Origin of the sequence: Nonomuraea sp. NPDC049141, from assembly GCF_040648415.1 — a bacterium.
Classification (GTDB): domain Bacteria; phylum Actinomycetota; class Actinomycetes; order Streptosporangiales; family Streptosporangiaceae; genus Nonomuraea.
In genome coordinates this window covers 1-19,938 of record NZ_JBEZDR010000049.1, presented here as the reverse complement: position 1 = coordinate 19,938, position 19,938 = coordinate 1, and the positions used below count along the sequence as shown (strand labels likewise).

Below are 19,938 nucleotides of genomic sequence, written 5' to 3'. Positions count from 1 at the left end.
CTTCGTAGCCACGCTTGCGTCAAGACTCGAAGGGACGGCGACCAGCGATTCCGGCAGCCAAAACCCAAGATATCTCGCAAAATCGCGTTTTCGGGCATGCACCACGGACCCAGGTCCCGGCAAAGTCCGTTGGGTGCGGCTCCCTTGGAGGGACTGGCTGATCATGCTCCGAGCGCGAGTTTGTGCTGGTAGCGGTTTGGTGGACGCGCTGCTGTTCCTGGCGCAAGTGGAAGGCGAAGTACTCGTCGAAGTCCCCGTTGCTGATCATCGCGCGGAGTTTGAGAATTGCTCGGCGCCTGCCAGGCCCCACCGTGCACCCGTGATGTCCACTCTGTCGCCGATGAGGTGTCGGGAGGCACCTTCGATCACGCCTGTCGCGCTCGGCCAGCCGTTGGCCAGGGCCTCGTCGTAGCCCAGGAACGGCTCTTTGGCGCTCAGGTAGCCGATGCCGGTGTCGACGCCTTTGCGCCGGTCGGTGGCGCATTCTACCGGAAGTCCGTTGAATCAAGGCGGCTGGTAGAAGTGTAGGCCTTGGCCTGCGGTAACGGCGTCGATGAGGGCTTGTAACTCAGGTGGTGGGGGCGCTTTCGACCATGCTTTCCACCAGCGTGTGAGCGCGATGGCGGGGGTCAGCCAGCTGCGGACGTTGCGCAGGGTGTGGGGCCAGCTGGGTGTGGGTGGTGGCGATGGGGCGGTTTGCGGTGGCTGGGATGTTGGGCGGCTGCCCCTCTCAAGGCTGTGGTCCGGGTCGGGGCTGAGTGGGGAGGCGGGATCGGGCGGGTCGGCGAACCAGGTCACCCAGCAGAAGGTGAACGCGCACAAGGCCAGGGCGGAGCGAGGCTTCCGGGACATGAAGTCCGAACTGTTGCTCGGCCCGGTTTTCCACCGGTTCGAACACCGCATCCGCGCGCACGTACTGATCTGCTGGCTGGCCCTGCTGCTGACCCGCGTCGCCGAACGCGGATGCGAGCAAAGATGGCCCCGGATCAACCGCGAACTGTCCCGTCTGTCCCAGGTCACCCTCGCCGGACCGGCCGGAACCGTCGTCCACACCACCCCGCAACGAGCCATCTAGCAGGCACTTTCCATCACACCACCTGCACGGGTCTCCGTCTTCGAATCTGCCTGACCCGATCAGCAACCGGCTGCGGAGGGCGTAGGCACACGACCCTTCCCGGCCCTACACGCGTTACCCCAGGTCAACACCCAAATCCGGGCCCATGCGTGACTACCAACTGCGGAACCCCGGCCAACCACCGGCTCCACCCCGGCCAGCGCCGTGGTCGTCTTGTTGTGATCCCTCGGCGTCAGCAACCCGTCACATACTCCCGGACCAAGAATCCGATCATCAACGAGCGGCCGCGAGGGCTATTGTGCAGGTCGAGCGGTTCGCCTCCTACCTGCAGGAGCGGTGGAACCAAGGGATACACGACGGTGCCCGGCTGCACGCTGAGATCGCTGCCCAGGGCTACCGCGGCAGCACCCGCTCCGTCCGCCGCTATCTCCAGCCGCTGCGTGCCGGCCTCATCAAGCCGCAGCTCCCGCCTCCGCCGCCCAAGGTCCGCGAGGTGACCAAATGGATCACCAGCCATCCCGACCACCTCAGCCCGACGGACACCGACAACCTCGCCCAGGTCGAGAGCCGCAGTCCGATGCTGGAGCGGCTCAGCACCCACGTCACCGCGTTCGCCGAGATGCTCACCGGCCGACACGGCGACCGGCTGAACGCCTGGCTCGCCAGCGCCGACAATGATGACCTGCCACACCTGCAATCCTTCGTCCAGGGCATCCGTCGTGACCACGCCGTCGTCTTGGCCGGACTCACTCTGTCCCACAGCAGCGGCCCGTCGAAGGCAACGTCTGCCGTATCAAGGCCCTCAAACGCCAGATGTTCGGCCGCGCCAACCTCGACCTGCTCCGGAAACGGATCCTTCTGGCCTGAAAGTCACTTAACGTGAGCTCTTCACGATCAGTAATTGCGCCAGAGCCCAATTAGACGATCGCTGACAGTCAAGCGGATCCACATCCCGAAGAAGAACGGCAAGACCAGGCCCTTGGGCCTTCCGCCGTGGTCGGACAAGCTCGTCGGCGAAGTGGTGCGGCTCCTGCTGGAGGCCTACTACGAGCCGATGTTCTCCGACCTGTCCCACGGTTTCCGTCCCGGCCGAGGTTGCCACACCGCGTTGCGGAAAGTGGCCGAGACCTGGACCGGGACGACCTGGTTCATCGAGGGAGACGTCGCCGACTGCTTCGGGAGCTTCGATCACGAGATCATGCTCTCGACGCTGGCGGAGCGGATCCACGATGGCCGGTTCCTGCGGCTGATGCGGAACATGCTCATGGCCGGATACTTGGAGGACTGGGTCTGGAACGCGACGCTGAGCGGGGTCCCGCAAGGTGGCATCGTTTCACCGATCCTGTCGAACATCTACCTGCATCGGCTGGACGACTTCGTCGAGAAGGTTCTGATCCCGCAATACACTTGAGGGCGGATCCGCAGGCAGGACACCGCCTATGCCAGGGTGCGCACAGCCAGAGACCGGGCGCACAGACGCGGAGACCACGCTACGGCGCGGGAGTTGCGCAAGCAGTTGCGGAGCCTGCCCAGCGGGGATCCCCGAGATCCCGGCTTCCGGCGGCTGCGCTACGTCCGGTACTGCGACGACACCCTGCTCGGGTTCACCGGACCCAAGGCCGAAGCCGAGGAGATCAAACAGCGCCTGACCGCGTTTCTGCGCGACGAACTCGCGCTGGAGCTGTCGGCGGACAAGACACTGATCACGCACGCCCGCATCCAGGCGGCGCGTTTCCTCGGCTATGAGATCACCGTGCTGCACAACGACCGCAAGGTCACTCGCGGCCGGCGCAGCGCCAATGGCGTCGTCAGCCTCAAGGTGCCGGCATCGGTGATCAAGGCCAAGAAGGCCTCCTACCTGTCTCGCGGCAAACCCGAGGGCAGACCCCGTCTGATCAACGAAGACGACCACACCATCGTCAACACCTACGGGGCCGAGTGGCGGGGCATCGTCCAGTACTACCTGCTGGCCGGGAACGTCCATCGTCTCCACCGGCTCGGTTGGGTCATGGAGACCTCGCTGCTGAAGACTCTGGCCAACAAGCACCGCTCGTCGGTGGCGAAGATGGCCCGCCGCTACGCGGCCACCATCGCCACCCCGCATGGGCCGCGCAAGTGCTTCGAAGCCAGGATCGAACGCAGCGGCAGGAAGCCACTGGTCGCACGGTTCGGAGGCATTCCACTACGGCGCAACAAGGACGCGGCCATCACCGACCGCGTCCTGGTCCCGGGCACCATCCGCCACAAAGAGCTGATCACCCGGCTCCTGGCGAACCGGTGCGAGATCTGCAGAGCCGACGACGGCATCACGGTGCACCACGTCCGACGCCTCGCCGACCTCACCCGGCCGGGACAGCCACAACCCGCATGGGCGGAATTCATGGCCAGACGACGGCGCAAAACCCTCGTGGTCTGCCGGACCTGCCATGATTCCATCCACACCGGGCAGCCCAAACCGCAGCTCACGCAGTAGTCACCGGAGAGCGACGTGCGGTGAAAGTCGCATGCGTCGTTCGGGCTGGGGGCCGCAGGAAAAGGACCCGCGCTCCGCGCGGGAACCTCGCCAGCGGCCCACCAGCGCCCTGTGGGCGAATTTCTGTGACAAGACCCTCGCCGAGGTTCGTTCCCACAGCGACTGCTGGGCCACGGTCAACCCGCCCCGGCCCGCCGGCGTGCGCGAACAGACCACCCGCGAGCGTTGGCAGCAAATCCACGACCTGCTGGACAAGGGCGTCGGCCTCTTGGAGTGCGCCCGCCGGCTGAACCTGTCCCTCAACACCGTCAAGCGCTACGCCCGCACCCAGAAGCCCGAGGCTTTGCGCCGCGCTCCGCGTTATCGGCCCACTCTGGTTGATCCTTACCGCGATCACCTCCGGCAGCGGCGCGCCGCCGACCCAGCTGTTGCAGTCCAGCAGTTGTTCCGCGAGCTCAAAGAGCTCGGCTACACCGGCAGCCTCAACCTGCTCTACCGCTACATCACTCAAGGCCGAGCCGAAGGAGAGCGGCCCGTCATCACCCCGCGCCACCTGGCCCGTCTCCTGCTCACCCATCCCGACCGGCTGCGCGATAGCGACACCCCACTGGCGCAGGACCTCACGGCCGCCTGCCCCGAACTGGCCGAACTCGCCCGCCATATCCGCAGTTTCGCCGAACTCCTCACCCCAACTGCAGGCAACGACACCAAGCTCACCGCCTGGATCACCACCATCCGAGCCGCTGACCTGCCCCACCTGCACGGCTTCGCCAACGGCCTCGAACTCGACCGCGACGCCGTGAACGCCGCCCTCACCCTCCCGCACCACAACGGCCGCACCGAAGGCGTCAACACCCGCACGAAGAGAATCATGCGACAGATGCACGGCCGCGCCGGGTTCGACCTCCTACGCCACCGCATCCTGCTGCAATGAAGATCACTCAGCGCTACCACCGATTACGAGCCAGAGCCCAGTAAACGGTGTAACTCGATCTTGAATTTGTTCTATCGGGTGGTCGGGGTCAGGCGGCCTTCGAAGGTGATGGCGAAGGCGTTGAGAGCGGCTTTCCAGCGGGTGATCCAGCGTTTGCGGCCCTTGCCGGTCGGATCGAGGCTCATGATCGCCATGTAGACGCACTTGAGAGCGGCCTGCTCGTTGGGGAAGTGGCCGCGGGCCTTGACCGCCCGGCGGATGCGGGCGTTGACCGACTCGATGGCGTTGGTGGAGCAGATCACCCGGCGGATCTCGACATCGAAGTTGAGGAAGGGCACGAACTCGGCCCAGGCGTCCTCCCACAGCTTCACGATCGCCGGGTACTTACCACCCCACACCTCGGCGAACTCGTAGAACCGCTCGAGCGCGGCCGCCTCCGTGGGGGCGTAGCCTGCCGTTGGGCATCCCATGACGGCCCGATCTCGGCCACCAACTCCGCCAGCACGTCCACCGGCAATCCGGTGACACGCCGATTGCTCACCACGATCGAACGCCTGACAATCCTCGCCACACGTAGATCAACGATCACTCACGCCGCAGGCCACGGCTAACCATGCACGAGGTCGTAAGCAGCCACCGGCCCGCACAGCGGCCGCCCGCCACCTCCATCCGACGCTCAGGGTCGAGTGCGATCAGACGCTGTCGCCGACGGACTTGTCCCGCACCAACGTGAGGATCAGCGCCACCGCGAGGCACACGACGGCGAAGGCGAATGCCGCGGTGAACGCCGCCTGAACGCCGGCATTCAGTCCGGCCTGCGGGCTGGCCGCTGTGGCGTCGGTCTTGGCGACCAGCACCGTGGTGCAGAGTGCGATGCCGAAAGCCGCGCCGATTTGGAACACCGAGTTGTTGATGCCCGACGCGAGACCCGACTCGTCCGCGGGAACCTTGGACAAGGCGGCGATCGCGGAGGACACCACGGTGGTGCCGATGCCGTAGCCGAAGACCACCATCGCGGGGAACAGGTCGATCCAGTAGTCACCGTCAGCGGTCACCCGGGAGAGCAGGTACGCGCCGAGCGACAGCAGGGCGGCACCGAGCACGGCCACTTTCTTGTACCCGAACTTCGAGGTCAGGGGACCCGCCAGGTTCGAGCCGACCACGGACATGAACGCGTAAATGGCGGTGCTGAGACCGAACAGGACGGCGGAGTAGCCGAGCACCTGCTGGGCGTAGACAGACATCATCAGCGCGCCGCCGTAGATGGTCATGGACACCAGCAGCGTCATGAGGTTGCCGCTGACCAGCGAACGCAGCCGGAACACCCGCAGCGGGATCAGTGGCGACTTCGCGGTGCGCTCGGCGAACAGGAACAACGCGAACAGTGCCGCGGAGCCGGCCATGAACCCGAGCGTCCGGCCCGAGCCCCAGCCGACTACGGGGGCCTCGACCACCGCATAGGCCAAGAGCACCAGTGCGCCGGTCACGGTGATGGCGCCGAGCGGGTCATAGGAACGCCTGCCGGGGCGGATGGGGGTTTCACGCAGGAGCTTCGAGCCGATCAGCAGGACGATGCCGGCGAGCGGGATGTTGATGAAGAAGATCCATTCCCAGCCCATGCCTTCCGTGATGGAGCCGCCGACCAGGAGCGCAGCGGTGGCGCCGAACGCACCGACTCCGGTCCACACGCCGATGGCGCGGTTGCGTTCCTTGCCTTCAGCGAAGGTGTTCATCAGCACCGCCATCGCGGTCGGCGCCATGATCGCGGCAGCGGCTCCCTGCACGACACGCGCGGCGATCAGGACGCCCCCGGTCCAGGCGAAGCCGCAGATCACGGAGGCGACGAGGAACAACGCGGTACCGACCATGAACATTCGGCGTCCACCCAGCAGGTCGGCGGTGCGCCCGCCGAACAGCAGCAGGCCGCCGAAGGCGAGCAGATAAGCGCTCATCACCCACTGCGAACCGCTCGCGCTCAAGGTCAACTCTGCCTCGATGGACGGCAGCGCGAGGATGACGATCTGCGAGTCGACGATAATCATGAAGTACGCCGTGCACAGCAGGGCCAATGCCTGCCAGCGGCGCGGGTCGAGGAGGGACGGGGACGTCTTGTCGATAGGCACAGCGGCCTTCTGTTGTGACACGTGGAGATAGACCGCCGCCGGCATCGAAATCCGCCGAGCCACCGCGACGAATTGGCCGAGCCCGGATGGTCTGTCTTTGTGAGGCACGCGGTCGTGTGCCGATAGGAGGATCAGTGATGACTCATGACAAGCCGGTGGCGGTGGTCGCGCCGCCTCGGCACGATTTCGCCAGGCTCGCCGACCCGTTCCGCGCCGAGTTGCTCGCGCTCTGCTACCGCATGACGGGCTCGCTGCACGACGCGGAGGATCTGGTCCAGGAGACCTACCTGCGGGCATGGCGGTCCTATGGCGAGTTCGAGCGCCGCTCGTCCATACGTACCTGGCTGTATCGCATCGCCACCAACGTGTGCTTGACCGCGCTGGAGAGCAGGCGCCGGCTGCCTGTGCCGTCGGGTTTGCCCGATTCAGAGCGGGCGCAGGTCGGATCGGCGCGGTGGCCCGTCACCGGCGACCTCGACCAGGGGATGGCGCTCGAAAGCGCGCTGACGGCCGAGTCGGCCGACCCGGCCGTGATCGTCACCGCGCGTGAAGACCGCAAGCGGGCCCTTACCGTGGTGTGGCAGCGCCTGTCGCCGCGGCAGCGTGCGGTGCTGATCTTGCGCGACGTGCTGAGCTGGCAGGCGAACGAGATCGGCGAACTGCTGGGCACTTCGGGTACCGCGGTGCACAGCATGCTGCGGCGCGCCAGAGCCCAGCTCGCCCAGGCGACACCAGACTCCGCGGAGCCGGACGATCTCAGGCGGCAGCAGTTCCTGGGTGACTACGCGGCCGCGTTCGAGACCGGGGACATCACCGCGCTGGTGCACCTGCTGACCGAAGACGCGGTGTGTGAGCGGCGGCCTTCCAACACGGTGCTGGCCGGGCGGGACGCGATCCAACGCTACCTGCGGCATTGTCCGGCCATGGGTGAGTGCCGCATGGTGCCGATCTCCGTCAACGGCAGGCCCGGTTTCGGCGTTTACCGCTCGCACGCCGACGGTGTCTACCAGGCCTACAACATCGACGTGCTGACGATCGCGGGCTCCGGCTTCGAGCGCATCGAGGTACTCGAGGACCGGACGCTGTTCAGCACCTTCGGTCTTCCCATGGTTTACGAGGACGGAACCACGGCACCGGCCGGCGCGTCCGCGCGCATCTGACGATCCACTAAGGAGTGCCCAACGTGAAAATTTCCTGGCCCGACCTCCCCATGGCGGCCGTGTTTGAAGTGCTTCCCGTGCTGGAGAAGGGGCTGGACCAAGATTGGTCCCGACCGGCCGGCGACACCGCATGGAGCCTGCGGCAGCTGCTCGACCACATCACCCTCGGGACGATGGGGTACGCCGGACTGCTTATCGCCCGTCCCACCGATCGCTACATCGCCCTGCGTACCGGCAATGACCCGCACGCGTCGGCGGCGCAGTGCCTTGAATCGATCACGATCGCGGCGACCGTTCTGGCGCACACGGTGCGCGCGACCGTTCCCCACGTGCTGGCCTACCATTCGTGGGGCACGTCGGACCGCACCGGGTTCGCCGCGATGGGCGCGGTGGAAATCCTCGTGCACAGCCACGACATCGTGCGGACACTGGGGTTCGACTGGGCGCCGCCGGACGACCTGGCCGCGCAGGTCCTCGACCGGCTGTTCCCCCACGCCCCCGCCGGGCACGCCCCTGGTCTGACGCTGCTGTGGGCCTGCGGCCGCATCGCGCTCCCCGAAGTGCCGCAACTGCCGCGCGAAGGGTGGCAATGGTACGGCGAACCACGCTGACCGCAGGGCGTCTGGGTCCGCCGGCAAGTCGCCCTCTTACGACCTCGTGCATAGTTGGGATTGAGGCGTGGTGTGTCAATCCCCTGAAACAGAGCTGGGTGTAGCTCGTTCTCAGCCTGGATCCACGGCGTGAAATCGGGAGTGGAGTTCGTGAAATGAGGTGAGGTGCCCTCCGAGCTGGGAGGATGGGAGTTCTTCACGCTTCCAACCACGCCAGTCAAAGGACACCTCGTAAGTGCGATTCTCCCACGCCGCCAGCTGTACGCAGGCGATCTTCGATGACGAGCATGTGATCTCTCACGCTGCGCCGACCGCCGCCGACGGCGTCAACGCGGGGGCGAAGGTGATCTCGATCGTGGCCGGGATGGCTTGCGGCGCCGACAGCATCGAGGACCTGGACCTGCTGCGGCACGGCGGGATGGACAAACAGTTCGACGGTATCCGCGCACCCTCCACCCTGGGCTCGTTCCTGCGCGCCTTCACCTGGGGCAACGTCCGCCAGCTCGACAAGGTCGCGCGTGAACTGCTGGCCGCGCTCGCCGCGCATACCCCGCTGCTGCCCGGCGGCGACGTGCTGGCCTTCTTGGACATCGACTCGATGCAGCGGCGCACCTACGGCTATGCCAAGCAGGGCTCCGGGTTCGGCCACACCAAGATCCAGGGCAAGAGTGTGCTGGTGCGCGGCCTGAACGCGCTGACCGTCACGTTGTCCACGCCGCTGGCCGCGCCGGTGCTGGCCGCCACCCGGCTGCGTGGCGGCAGCGCGGGATCGGCTCGCGGCGCGGCGTCCTTGGTGCGCGAGTCGATTCCCACCGCCCGGCAGGCGGGCTGCTCGGGCACGCTAGTCCTGCGCGGCGACTCGGCGTTCTACGGCGCCGAGGTGATCGGCGCCTGCCGCGAGAAGGACGTGCGCTTTTCGGTCACCGCCAAGCTGGATCCCAAGGTCAAGGCGGCGATCGCGGCCATCGAGCAGGACGCGTGGACGCCGATCAAGTACCCGAACGCCCTCTTCGATGAGCAGGCCGGCGGCTGGGTCTCCGACGCCGAGGTCGCCGAGGCCTGCTACACCGCCTTCACCAGCAACAAGAGCAAGACGGTGACCGCCCGACTGATCGTGCGCCGGGTCAAGAAGCTCAATGAGCAGGCCGGGCGCGGTCAGGACGAACTGTTCGCCGCCTACCGCTATTACCCGATCTTCACTGACAGCCCCTACACCCTCCTGCAGGCCGAAGAGCAGCATCGCGATCACGCGGTGCAGGAGCAGGTCAACGCCGATCTGATCGACGGGCCGCTTGCGCATTTGCCCTCTGGGGTCTTCGCCGCGAACGCCGCCTGACTCACCTTGGCGGCGATGACCCACAACCTGCTGTGCGCGCTCGGTTGCCTGGCCGGTTCCTTCCACGCCCGGGCGCGCGGTGCGACGCTGCGCCGCCACCTCATCAGCGCGCCCGCCCGGCTGGCTCGGCATGGACGCGGCTGCCTGACCTTGCATCTGCCTGCCCGTTGGCGCTGGCGACACGCCTGATCGACCGCTTTTACCGCCACCCACGACCCGCCCGTCCCATACGCGGCCTGACCAGCCCAAATCTCCACGGTCACGCACGCCAGACGACCCAGCTGGTCACCGCGCCACCCTGGCGCACTCACGATTCCCGATCCCAGGACATCGGACAAGCCGCGACCCGCGCGCGGCAGCCCTCGCACGCCCGAAAACAGGACCTTCACCTGCGGAATCCGTCCTCGTGGAGGAAATTGGGCCGGAAAACGATCAGGGGAAATCACGCCGTAGAGTCGGCCCGAGGCGCGGTGCCGGGATTGCTCCTGGTCCGTTTCCTCGGGCCGCTCTCCGAACCCGGCGTGCCCATTGATGAGCACCGGCTCTCCACGGCGTCTGCCGTCAGGCCTGGTTCACCAGCGTCTGTGTCCAGGGATTGGGGATCGTGTTGCCTCGATACCGGTAACGGGTCACTGTCACGGTCTCCAGGTTGAACAGCTCGATCCCGTCCGCCGTGATCGGTTTCCACCTGCCGTCAGGCAGGGTGAAGTGTCGGCGGACGTCCTTCCACCCCCAGCGGTGTAGGGTCCTGAGCCACCGGACGACTCGCCACTAGACGAAATTCGCCAGGTTGCCCAGGGTGTGCTTGCACACCGCGTGCTTGAAGTAGTTGGCCCAGCCGCGCATGATCTGATTTAGCCTGATCAGCACGGTCCTGCGGTCCTGCTGTGACGTCCTGTGCGTCAGCGTACGAATCTTCGCCTTCAACGACCGGATGGGCCGATCGGCGATGAAGGTGTACACATACCACTTGTTCGTGCCCATCTTCCGCTTCCACTGGATGTGAAAGCCCAGGAAGTCGAAACCGCCGCTCATATGCACGACCCGGGTTTTGGCTGGTGACAGCCTTAACCCAAGCTGTGCAAGCACATGGGCGGTCTGTTCGCAGAGGGCTTCGACGGGCAAGGCCGCAGACTCGATGAATGACAACAAGCCCCTGACGAATCGAGGCTAATCCCATCACGATGGATCCCCCGGCCGGGAGGCGAGTACCGGCGCTATCCGTGAGCGCTGTACTGATGAGAGATACCTTCCCGGCCAGCGGTTCCCTAGGCCGGACAGTATTCGTGCCGAGGCTTCAGAATCGATTCAATTTCCCTGTAGCGGACTTGCGGACAGTTCTCCATATTCGCGGGAACCGTACGTGCGGAACGTCTCAAGCGCTTCGGCCAGTACGGCTTGCGCGCGGGCTGTCTCTCCGAGTGCCTCATACGCGAAAGCCACGTCCCTCATGGCGCGCGCGCTCCACAGAGGCAGGTCCAGTGTCTCGCACCGGCGCAGGGAGTCTTCCAGCCGGTTGCGCGCGTCATGAAACCGCCCCTGCGCGAGGTCGAGTTCGCCGATGGTCCGCAGCGTGAGAGCCGTGCCAAAGCGGTCGTCCAAGGTCCGGCACGTGGTCAGGGCCTCTTCCAACGCCCGCCGTGCCTGAGCGTGGCGGCTCATCCGGATCCACGTTTTGGCGCAGGTCCGCAGGGCGTACGCTGCCATCAGCCGGTCACCGATTTCGCGGAAGATCTTCAAAGCCCGACCACCCGCGTCGTCGGCGGCCTCCAGTTCACCCCTGGCACGGTGGTAGAGCGCCATCGTTCGCAGAGTCATGCCCTCGCCGCGCCGGCTGGCGATCTTCCGATACAGCCAAAGGGCGTCTTTCAGCTTCCGCCAGGCAACGCGGTAGTCGCCCTGCTCCAAGTGAACCGCCCCGGCCGCCCGCTTCACGTGCGCCATCGCACCGTCATCGCCCAAGTCTCGCCACACTTCCTCGGCCTCGCCCAGGAAGTGCAGCGCCTCGGGCATGTAGCCCTGCTCACGGCAGGCCAGCCCGAGGCCCGCAAGCGCCGCTGCCTCCCCATCACGACGCCCCGCGATCCGGAACATCGACAACGCTTGGCTGAAGTACTTGCTCGCCTCGGCGAACCTATCCTGCTCATACCGCAGTTGACCCAGCTCGGCCAGAAGCGTGGCCTCGCCGTGAGCGTTGCCCAGGCGCCGGGCGGACATCAGCGCGGCGTTGTGGGTGCGGCTCCACGCGTCGAAGAGGTTGTTGGAGACGAAGACCGAGTCGTATAGCGCCGAGGCGAGTTGGATCGCCGCTTCATCCAGATTCAAGGCAGCAGCCAGCTCCACGCCCTGCACCAGCGCGTTCTGTTCGATGTCGAACCACGCAGCCGGGTCGGCCAACACAGCCTGGGCCAAAGGCGGATCCACCGCGCAGGCCAGCCAGTAGTCAATGTGCAAGGGAACGGCCCCGGAACGAGTCACCGAAGTGACCTCCCGCAAGAGCCATAGCCACCTGCTGAGCACTCTGATCACTGCCGCGTCCCGGGCTGGCGACGCCTCCTGAGACTCGGCCTGTTCCCGGGCGAACAGGCGAACCAGATCATGCAGTCGGTAGCGCACTTGGCCAACTCTGTCGACGCCCTCCACCTCCATCAAATGGGCATCCACAAGCCGCTCCAGCACCTGTTCGCCTGCCTCAGGGACCACGTCGAGCAGCGCCGCCGCCACCCAAGCGGGGAAGTTTGGCAAACCCATCCAGCCGAGCAGACGCAGCGCTCTCTTGTCCTGTTCATCCAGCATCCGAAAGCCGAGCCCGACGCTCGCCCGTATCTCCTGATCACCAATCGCCAGCTCATCGAGCCTGCGACGTTCATCGTGCAGGCGGTTGGCCAGCAACGTCACCGGCCATGCCCGCCTGGCGGCAAGCCGGGCCCCGGCAATGCGGATCGCCAGAGGCAGGCGTCCGCACTGGTGCACGATGCGCACCGCGGCCTCCGGCTCGGCCTTGATCCGCTCCGGCCCTGCCACCCGGCCCAGCAACACCAGGGACTCGCCGGGTGTGAGAACGTCAAGCTCGATCAGAGCCATTCCCGCCAGCCCGGCGAGCCGATTACGTGAGGTGATGAGCACCCCACTTCCGGGACTGCCCGGCAATAGGGGACGCACCTGGTGCTCGGCCCGCGCATCATCCAGCACGATCAGAACACGTTGCCCGGCAAGCACACTGCGGTAATCAGCGATCCGCGCCTCGAGTGTGTCCGCCGGTACAACTCCCAACTGACGCAATACCCGCCCGAGCACCTCCATGGGAGAGACCGGCGTCTCGGAGGTCCCTCGCAGCTCAACGTAGAGCTGCCCATCGGGGTAGTGCCTCTGGAGCAGATGCGCAACCTGCACAGCGAGGGCCGACTTCCCACTGCCTCCCAGACCCGAGATAACACAAATCGGCGAGGAGGAGCCGGACAACAGCACTCCCCTCACCGAGGCGACCTCATCCACGCGACCAGTGAAGTCGGGCACCGCCGAAGGCATCTGCGCGGGAACGACGCGGTGATCAGCCGGCCCCGCCGACCCACCGAGCACCGCGTCCGCAGTCCCACCGAGCGCCACGTCATCTGATCGGAGGATCATTTCGTGCACCGTCTGCAGCTCCGTGCCAGGTTCGATGCCCAACTCGGTGACCAGCACCTCTCTCGTCTGACGGTAAGTGGCCAACGCATCCGCCCGACGGCCGAGCCGACACAAGACGACCATCAGATCGCGGCAAAGCCGCTCACGAGTCGGATAGCGACCCACAAGCGCCGTGAGCTCGCCAACAAGCTGCTCATGCCGACCCAGCGCGAGCTCTGAGGTGATCCGTTGTTCCATCACCGCCACTCGCAACTCATCTAGCCGGGCCGCCTCCGATCGCAGGGAGGAGTCACGAACCCCACCAAGTGCCTCCCCCCGCCACAGTCCCAGAGCCGAGCTGAAAGCCTCCACCGCATCCAGATGCCGCTCTGACTCGGCGGCCAGACGCCCCTTACCGGCCAGACGCTCGAACTCATCACGGTCCAACGCACCAGCCGGAACGCGAATCAAGTAGCCGGCCGGATGAGAGACAATGAGGTCTCCACCACCCACGCCACAGAGCGTATGGCGCAGTCCCGAAACGTAGGTCTGGATGATGGACCTGGCCGATCCCGGAGGCTCCTCACCCCACACCGCATCTACCAGCCGCTCAGCCGTCACCACGCGGTTGGCTTCGATTAGCAGAGCGGTGAGAAGCGTCCGAGGCTTTCTTCCGCCAAGCGACACTCTCTTACCGCTGGCCCACACCTCCAGTGGGCCCAGGAGCCGAAATTCCATTAGCACCTCGTAAGCCCAATGCTTGAGTCGGCCACACAGACCCGCCAACAGAACGATGTGATCGCCATTACTTTTCGATCAAGAACGGGAGTCCCCAAAGAGCCGCAACTCGTGACCGCCTAGTGGAATGATCTCGCATATAAGATTGGACGCCGACGTCGATTAAATACGACCGGAAACGGGCAATCGGTGCGCGCTCTCAATCATATCTCTAGCGTCTCGGATTTCCCTGCTCACCACAGCGAGGATTCCGGCCAACTCCGCTGTGCGCCGACACTTCCTCAGCGGCCTCACCATCATGTCGTCTCACGATGGGGACCCGCTCACGGCGTTGATCACTGTGAGTACATCCGTCGCTACGTAAACACAATCCGGCCTATGCGGCTGATCTGCGACTGGTCCCTTCAGCACCGCCACGTGCCCTCTCCACAAGTGACAGAGGTCGTACGAGCGGGGCATGACCACACTGTTGGCTCTGGTTTAATGAGCGTAATGCCGATTCGGGGAACTTAGCGCGATAGCTCAGCAATCTAATGCGACCTTCTCATCCTGACGCGCGAGTAGCGTCACCCATCGTCGCTCCCCGAGCGAACCACCAGGCGATCAGAGCTGTCCACCAACGTAGGCTTTTGTTATGACGAATACGGTGTTTTACCCCATCTGCTCGAACGTCGGGGTTGTGGTGGGCAGGTCACCCAGGGTCAAGTTCAAGAGGTGGATGGGCGTGCTGGGTGACCTCGGTGGCCTGCGACTGATGCACGGTTTCGGCTACCAGAGCGTCGCTGCGATGCCTGCGGCACCGTATTGATGCCAGGTAGTTGAACTGGCTCAGGGACATTCGACGCGATCGGCTCTGCCCGACGACCTTCTAATCGTATCGCCTTCGCCGAGCCGTACGCTTTGCGATCAGTTCAGTGAACGTGACGCACCTCAGCCCAGGGACTCGATCGCACATCATCTTCATTGAGCCAAGACACTGGGCTTCAGTGGCACGAGCGGTTGCGTTGGCACGCTCAGTGAACAGCACTGAGACTGTTTGGACTACGTCTTCACTATTACGTTGTCCCCATGTCCGTATATCTCGATGCGGTCGAGGCTGATCACGGTGCTGTCTGAGGCGGGATTCCTGTCACCGGTGACACGAACACGGAGGGTGTGCGGGCCAGGCGTCAGGACGGGGCTCAGGTAGTTCAGTTCCTGACCGACGCGTATGGCACTGTAGTAGTCCACGAGCTGCTCCTGGCCGCCGTCTATGGAGATCGAGGCAATGCCATTGCCTCGATCTCTGACGCTGAGCAGCGCCACCTGCGTGCCGATGAAGCGGATTGTCGCGGTCGCACCCGATTGGCCGCTCCAGTGATCGTCGCTCAGGAAGCATTGATTACCGCACGCAGAACCGGACTGCCAGGATCCGACGTACTCAACCTGGTTCTGACCGGTGCCTAGGTCGAAATCATTGGCCACCGAGGTGGGCGCGCCAGAATCTCCGGACGGCAACTGCTGAGTGGCGCCTGAGGCCAGCGGTCGGCCGAGGTCCGGCGTCCCATCGATGTTCCAGCCAATCTTCTGGACCCGCGTCGTACGGAAACTGTAGGTATAAGCGCTGGTGTTCTTGCCGTGGTAGGCGATCCAGTCCTCGGTGCCGTCGGGCGAGCGGAAGAACGAGTGATGCCCCGGACCCCACACGCCGGCCGCATCGTTACGCGAGAACTCCGGCCCAGCATGCTGTACCCAATTGGAGGCCACCATCGGGTCCGCACCGTCGGCGATGCTCTTCATCCACACTTGGTAGTCGGGCTTGCCAGTGTCACAGGTCGAGTACGTCAGGAAGGTCCTGCCGTTGCGGTAGAGTGGAGTCGGCCCCTCCCTCACCTCACTGCAACCGCCGCTGGCGGGGATTGCGACCCGCTCGCCTGTCACCGTCCAGGGGTTGCTCATTCGGGCAATGTAAAGCTGCGCCGGCCCTCCCTGGCCACGGCCTGGCCCGCTCCAAACGAAATATGGCTGCCCGTTGTGCGTGATGGGCTCGCCGTCGATTGCGTACTCACCGAAATCGGCGATCCGGGCCTTGAAACTATACGGTCCCATCGGATCGTCCGACGCCGACTCCAGCACATACATCCGGTGATTGGCGTCGATTCCGTCCGAGGCGGTGTAGTACACATACCAGCGCGATCCGACATGTCGGAAAGCCGGAGCCCATATCTGAGTATTACGGCTCGGGTCGCTGTCTCGCCAGATCACGTGCTCGGGTGCGGCCATGATGGCGGCCAGGCTGGTAGCCCTCCAGATCCCGATCCGATCCCCTCGCGTGGTAGCGAGGTAGTAATTTCCATTGTGATACATCAGGTTTGGATCGGCATTCGAATTCACTGGATTCCGTACTGTCTGTGCTACCACACTGCGCTCACCGTCCCGCAGCGTCTCGGCGGCAGCCGAGGGAATTATTCCTACGACTAAAGCCAGAGTAGCGGCGACGCAAGACAGCCGTGACAATATTCGGGACATTTATCCTCCTGATCTGTGGTTGCCGAGTTTTGCTTACCTCGGGCCCTCGATAGGCGCCTCTTAGGCCGGACTTCGTCAACTCAGAAGCAACACCAAGAACGCTGCGCGATTCCGCCGATGCGTGCGCTTCACCGATCAAGCTCTCCTCGCACCTATCCGGTGTAAGGATTCTGTTGGGCGTTCTGCGCAGTCGAGAGCCTGGTGCAGATCCAGTGCTTGAGTTGCCAGAACCGCGGTGCTTTCGTGGATGTAGCGGTGGGCGGTTGGCCCGGGAGACGCGGTGATCGCGGCCGAGCTTGTAGATATCGCTTTCGCCCTGGAACCAGCGCTCCATGATCGCGTGACGGAACAAGGTCGACGCCCTGCTGCCTTTGGGCCTGCCGCGCCCCCGGCGTTCCGCCTGCAGCAACCGGGCGACGTACTGAACGAGTGCATGAAAGACGTCGAGCATGGCACGATGGGCAATCGGGTAGAGCCTTCCGGCCCATGAGATTTCTTGTGGTGAGAGCTCTCCTGTCGAGGCTCCATGTCTGTTTCTGGCCTTCGGCGACTCCTCCCGAAAGGCCTGGAACGCCACCAGCAGCGTCCAAGAAATCCCACTCGCATTTCGCTGAGATCACCTAAATGATCGAGATTAGGGGCCGACGTACAGCGTGAGGTTGGGCGAGCCCTGCTTCAAGTTCCTGATCAGATTCGGTGTGGCGTTGGCGACCAGGATCTGTTGTACCTGTGCCGGGGTCCATGTGGGATGTTCGGACAGGATGAGTGCCGCAGCTCCGGCCACCAGACCGGCTTCGTTGTGTGTCGGATCGTACTCGGCGCTGCCCGAGCCGATTGCCATGGTGGAGGCCATAGAAAACAGGTCGACGTTGGGCCCGGTTCGCACGGTCGCATGTTCAACAAAATTTCCGATAGAACGCGCAACGGTTATGGCTTCTGGGAGTCGCCCCGGCGAAACCCGCATCGAATCCTCGTCACCGTCGTTGTTCGCCACGCCCGATACGGTGACGAGCGTGACTCCACTTTGGATGAGGCGACGTGCCGCCTCATCCACTGCGACATCGGCTCCGAGAGTGACGTTCAGGACGGCGACTGCCGGCTTGACTGCGTTGGCGGTGACCCAGTCCATGCCTTGGATAAGGCGGTCGGGGGTGGTGGTACCACAGGCCATGATCCGTACGCCGGTGATCGGCACCTCCTTCGCCACTCCATGTCGCGTGCCACCCACGGCGCTGGCCAGCCCGGTGCCCCAGTTGTCCCAGAGCGGGCACTGCGGAGCACCGGTGAAGTCCGGTCCGTTGACGGCCCGGCCACCGAACGTGGTGTGGGTCGTTGAGATCTTGTCGCCGAGTACGTAGGCGTGCACGTTGCGCCCGGTCGTCCTCCAGGAATAGGTATTGGAATTGCCCTGGTCGCGCTGGTCGAGCCGATCCAGTCCCCGCGGGGGGTCGATCTGAGTGCCGGGGAAACCGGGGTCGGAGACGTCGGTGTCGCGGATTGCCGAATTGCCAGCCGCAGAGGCACCGGCAGGCGTCGCCAGCCCTAATCCCACCGCCGCGACCAGTCCGGCGACCCCGATCTTCACACCTTGACGCGGCCAGACATGGCGTTTCATGACAGACATTCCCTTGGCTCGCTCACGGGACGGGGCAGCGTGTCCGCACGCGGACACAGAAGGATGCTCCGTGAATGACTGATCAACGTACAGAGTTTCAACTGCCATGTAGCGTACTGTTCCCGCCATTTCATATTCCGGCTGCGTGGCGGCCGGATCGAGGCCCTCGGTGTGAAGTTCCAGACGGAGGAAGTGGCGTTGCAGGGTCCGCTCGTGCGGCACCACCAGATCGCCGCCGGCGGCGAGCATGTTCTGCCGGATCTGGACGGCGGTGCGGGCCGGGTTCTCCTTCTTCAACGCGACCGGGAGCGCGGCTGTGGGCGGGACGGTGGGCGGCGGGCAGCAGTGCCTCGAACCCGCCTTGGCGCCTGGCCTGGATCCACCGATCCAGCGGCTTGCGTGAGACGCACCCGGCCGGCCGGGTGCGGGTGGGTCTGGGCGGCGATGGCGCGCAACAGCGCGCCGCGCTGGCGCGTGGACAACTCCCGGTTCAGGGCCTCTTGTACCAGCTGGTAGCGAAACAGCGCGATCTGGCGAGCCTGCTCGGCACAGCCACTCGCGCACCGTCCAGGCCGACCGGGCAAGCGCCGCCGCGATCCGGCCGACTGAATCGCCCCGGCTTCGTTGGAGGCTCTGGTGTGCCCCGAGTTCGGTGGAGTCGCGTTTCTGGATTGTCATGCCACAGTGGGCGCGTTCTCGAACTGTATCGGGGTGAGCATGCCTAGGCTGCTGTGCCGTCGTTGCCGATTGTGCCAGATCTCCAGGTATTCGAAGATCGCGTTGGCGAGTTCGATCCGGGTGTCCCAGTGTCGGCGGTCGAGGAGTTCGACCTGCATCCGCGACCAGAACGACTCCATCATGGCGTTGTCGAAGCAGTCCCCGGCTCGCTCCCACCCTGCTGGCAGTGATTGCCGGGCAAGACGTTGAGCCCGCCGATGGCTCCGATGGCCGGTGGCGGATCGCCCGTCGCACCGCACCGGACCGGATCATCTCCACTGTCGATCCCGAGGCCCGCCATATCCACAAAAGTGCGCAGCAGCGTGACGACGGCTACAAGGGGCCACCTGGCCGTTGAACCGGAGACTGGCCTGTTCACCGCGGTTGCCCTGCGTCCCGGCGCCGGTGCTGAGCACCACGAGGCCGCCGTCGCCCCCGGCCTGCTCGCCGATGAGCGCAGCCCGCTGCAGATCCTGGCCGATGCCGCCTACGCCGCTGCCGAGCTGCGCGCCGACCTGACGGCCGCCGGGCACCGGCTGCTGATCAAGCCGCCCGCGCTCAAGCCCGCCGTGGTCGGCGGGTTCACCCTGGACGACTTCCTCATCGACACAGACGCCGGCACGGTCACCTGCCCCGCCGGGCACACCGTCCCCTCGCCGCCCCCTCGGGCGCTTCCAGCAGCGCCGCGCGACCTTCACCGGGCTGTGCGCCGCCTGCCCCCTGCACGACCGCTGCACCACGGCCAAGACCGGCCGCGTCGTGACCATCCGCCCGCACCACGATCTCCAGGCCGCCGCCCGCCACCAAGCCGCCACCGACTGGTAGGACGACTACCGGCGCTGGCGGCCCATGGTCGAACGCGCCGTGGCCTGGCTGGTCGCCCGCGGCAACCGCCGCCTGCCCTACCGCGGCACCCAAGCCAACGACCGCTGGCTCCACCATCGCGCGGGACTGTAAAACTAACGGCGGATCTGATGATCAAGGGAGACACACTTGATGTCCGAGACTGCCGTGGAGTCGCTGTCTATGAACGAAGTGCCTG

15 protein-coding genes and 4 pseudogenes are annotated in these 19,938 nt (G+C 65.2%); 10 read left to right on the top strand and 9 right to left on the bottom strand.

The window, feature by feature from the left end:
• Positions 1–199 precede the first annotated feature (199 nt).
• Positions 200–420 (bottom strand): annotated as a pseudogene (locus AB0B91_RS62920) (ISKra4 family transposase); the annotation flags it as partial.
• 190 nt (positions 421–610) lie between these two features.
• Between AB0B91_RS62920 and AB0B91_RS62915 the strand changes: the two are divergent.
• The 5 genes and pseudogenes from AB0B91_RS62915 to AB0B91_RS62895 all read left to right on the top strand — a co-directional run.
• Positions 611–1,075 carry a hypothetical protein gene (locus tag AB0B91_RS62915; protein WP_358342514.1) on the top strand — a complete coding sequence of 155 codons (465 nt, stop codon included), beginning with the start codon at positions 611–613 and terminating at the stop codon, positions 1,073–1,075.
• A 493-nt stretch (positions 1,076–1,568) separates the two neighbouring features.
• Positions 1,569–1,958, top strand: coding sequence for a hypothetical protein (locus AB0B91_RS62910; protein ID WP_358342512.1), 390 nt, complete (start codon positions 1,569–1,571; stop codon positions 1,956–1,958).
• 18 nt (positions 1,959–1,976) lie between these two features.
• Positions 1,977–2,486, top strand: a complete 510-nt coding sequence (locus AB0B91_RS62905) for a reverse transcriptase/maturase family protein (RefSeq protein WP_358342509.1) — start codon at positions 1,977–1,979, stop codon at positions 2,484–2,486.
• A gap of 93 nt (positions 2,487–2,579) precedes the next feature.
• Positions 2,580–3,548, top strand: a complete 969-nt coding sequence (locus AB0B91_RS62900) for a group II intron reverse transcriptase/maturase (RefSeq protein WP_358342507.1) — start codon at positions 2,580–2,582, stop codon at positions 3,546–3,548.
• 109 nt (positions 3,549–3,657) lie between these two features.
• Positions 3,658–4,482: pseudogene (locus tag AB0B91_RS62895) on the top strand (transposase); the annotation flags it as partial.
• Between the two features lie 71 nt (positions 4,483–4,553).
• On the opposite strand, the pseudogene AB0B91_RS62890 reads toward AB0B91_RS62895, so the two are convergent.
• Both AB0B91_RS62890 and AB0B91_RS62885 read right to left on the bottom strand, forming a co-directional pair.
• A pseudogene (locus AB0B91_RS62890) lies at positions 4,554–4,910 on the bottom strand (transposase); the annotation flags it as partial.
• A gap of 264 nt (positions 4,911–5,174) precedes the next feature.
• Positions 5,175–6,605, bottom strand: a complete 1,431-nt coding sequence (locus AB0B91_RS62885; RefSeq protein WP_358342505.1) for an MFS transporter — start codon at positions 6,603–6,605, stop codon at positions 5,175–5,177.
• Positions 6,606–6,742: 137 nt separating this feature from the next.
• On the opposite strand from AB0B91_RS62885, the gene AB0B91_RS62880 reads away from it, so the two are divergent.
• From AB0B91_RS62880 to AB0B91_RS62865, 4 genes are all read left to right on the top strand, one after another.
• Positions 6,743–7,765, top strand: coding sequence for an RNA polymerase subunit sigma-70 (locus tag AB0B91_RS62880; RefSeq protein WP_358342503.1), 1,023 nt, complete (start codon positions 6,743–6,745; stop codon positions 7,763–7,765).
• 23 nt (positions 7,766–7,788) lie between these two features.
• Entirely contained in the window at positions 7,789–8,376 is a 588-nt protein-coding gene (locus tag AB0B91_RS62875) for a maleylpyruvate isomerase N-terminal domain-containing protein (RefSeq protein WP_358342501.1), read from the top strand.
• Positions 8,377–8,611: 235 nt separating this feature from the next.
• On the top strand, positions 8,612–9,712 hold the full coding sequence (locus tag AB0B91_RS62870) for an IS1380 family transposase (protein ID WP_358342500.1): 1,101 nt from the start codon (positions 8,612–8,614) through the stop codon (positions 9,710–9,712).
• 15 nt (positions 9,713–9,727) lie between these two features.
• Positions 9,728–9,901 carry a hypothetical protein gene (locus AB0B91_RS62865; RefSeq protein WP_358342498.1) on the top strand — a complete coding sequence of 58 codons (174 nt, stop codon included), beginning with the start codon at positions 9,728–9,730 and terminating at the stop codon, positions 9,899–9,901.
• A 582-nt stretch (positions 9,902–10,483) separates the two neighbouring features.
• On the opposite strand, the gene AB0B91_RS62860 is transcribed toward AB0B91_RS62865, so the two are convergent.
• From AB0B91_RS62860 to AB0B91_RS62835, 6 genes and pseudogenes are all read right to left on the bottom strand, one after another.
• A complete protein-coding gene (locus AB0B91_RS62860; protein WP_358342497.1) occupies positions 10,484–10,861 on the bottom strand; it encodes a group II intron maturase-specific domain-containing protein in 378 nt (125 codons plus the stop codon).
• Positions 10,862–11,020: 159 nt separating this feature from the next.
• Complete coding sequence (locus AB0B91_RS62855) at positions 11,021–14,056, bottom strand: BTAD domain-containing putative transcriptional regulator (protein WP_358342495.1); 3,036 nt, start codon at positions 14,054–14,056, stop codon at positions 11,021–11,023.
• 1,041 nt (positions 14,057–15,097) lie between these two features.
• Positions 15,098–16,564, bottom strand: a complete 1,467-nt coding sequence (locus tag AB0B91_RS62850; RefSeq protein ID WP_358342493.1) for a glycoside hydrolase family 43 protein — start codon at positions 16,562–16,564, stop codon at positions 15,098–15,100.
• 634 nt (positions 16,565–17,198) lie between these two features.
• Positions 17,199–18,476: a S8 family serine peptidase gene (locus tag AB0B91_RS62845; RefSeq protein WP_358342491.1), complete on the bottom strand. Its 1,278-nt coding sequence runs from the start codon at positions 18,474–18,476 to the stop codon at positions 17,199–17,201.
• A gap of 377 nt (positions 18,477–18,853) precedes the next feature.
• Positions 18,854–19,060, bottom strand: a pseudogene (locus tag AB0B91_RS62840) (IS3 family transposase); the annotation flags it as partial.
• A gap of 105 nt (positions 19,061–19,165) precedes the next feature.
• On the bottom strand, positions 19,166–19,663 hold the full coding sequence (locus tag AB0B91_RS62835) for a hypothetical protein (RefSeq protein ID WP_358342490.1): 498 nt from the start codon (positions 19,661–19,663) through the stop codon (positions 19,166–19,168).
• On the opposite strand from AB0B91_RS62835, the gene AB0B91_RS62830 reads away from it, so the two are divergent.
• Positions 19,617–19,721 carry a hypothetical protein gene (locus AB0B91_RS62830; RefSeq protein ID WP_358342511.1) on the top strand — a complete coding sequence of 35 codons (105 nt, stop codon included), beginning with the start codon at positions 19,617–19,619 and terminating at the stop codon, positions 19,719–19,721. The genes AB0B91_RS62835 and AB0B91_RS62830 overlap by 47 nt on opposite strands.
• The last annotated feature ends 217 nt before the right edge of the window (positions 19,722–19,938 follow it).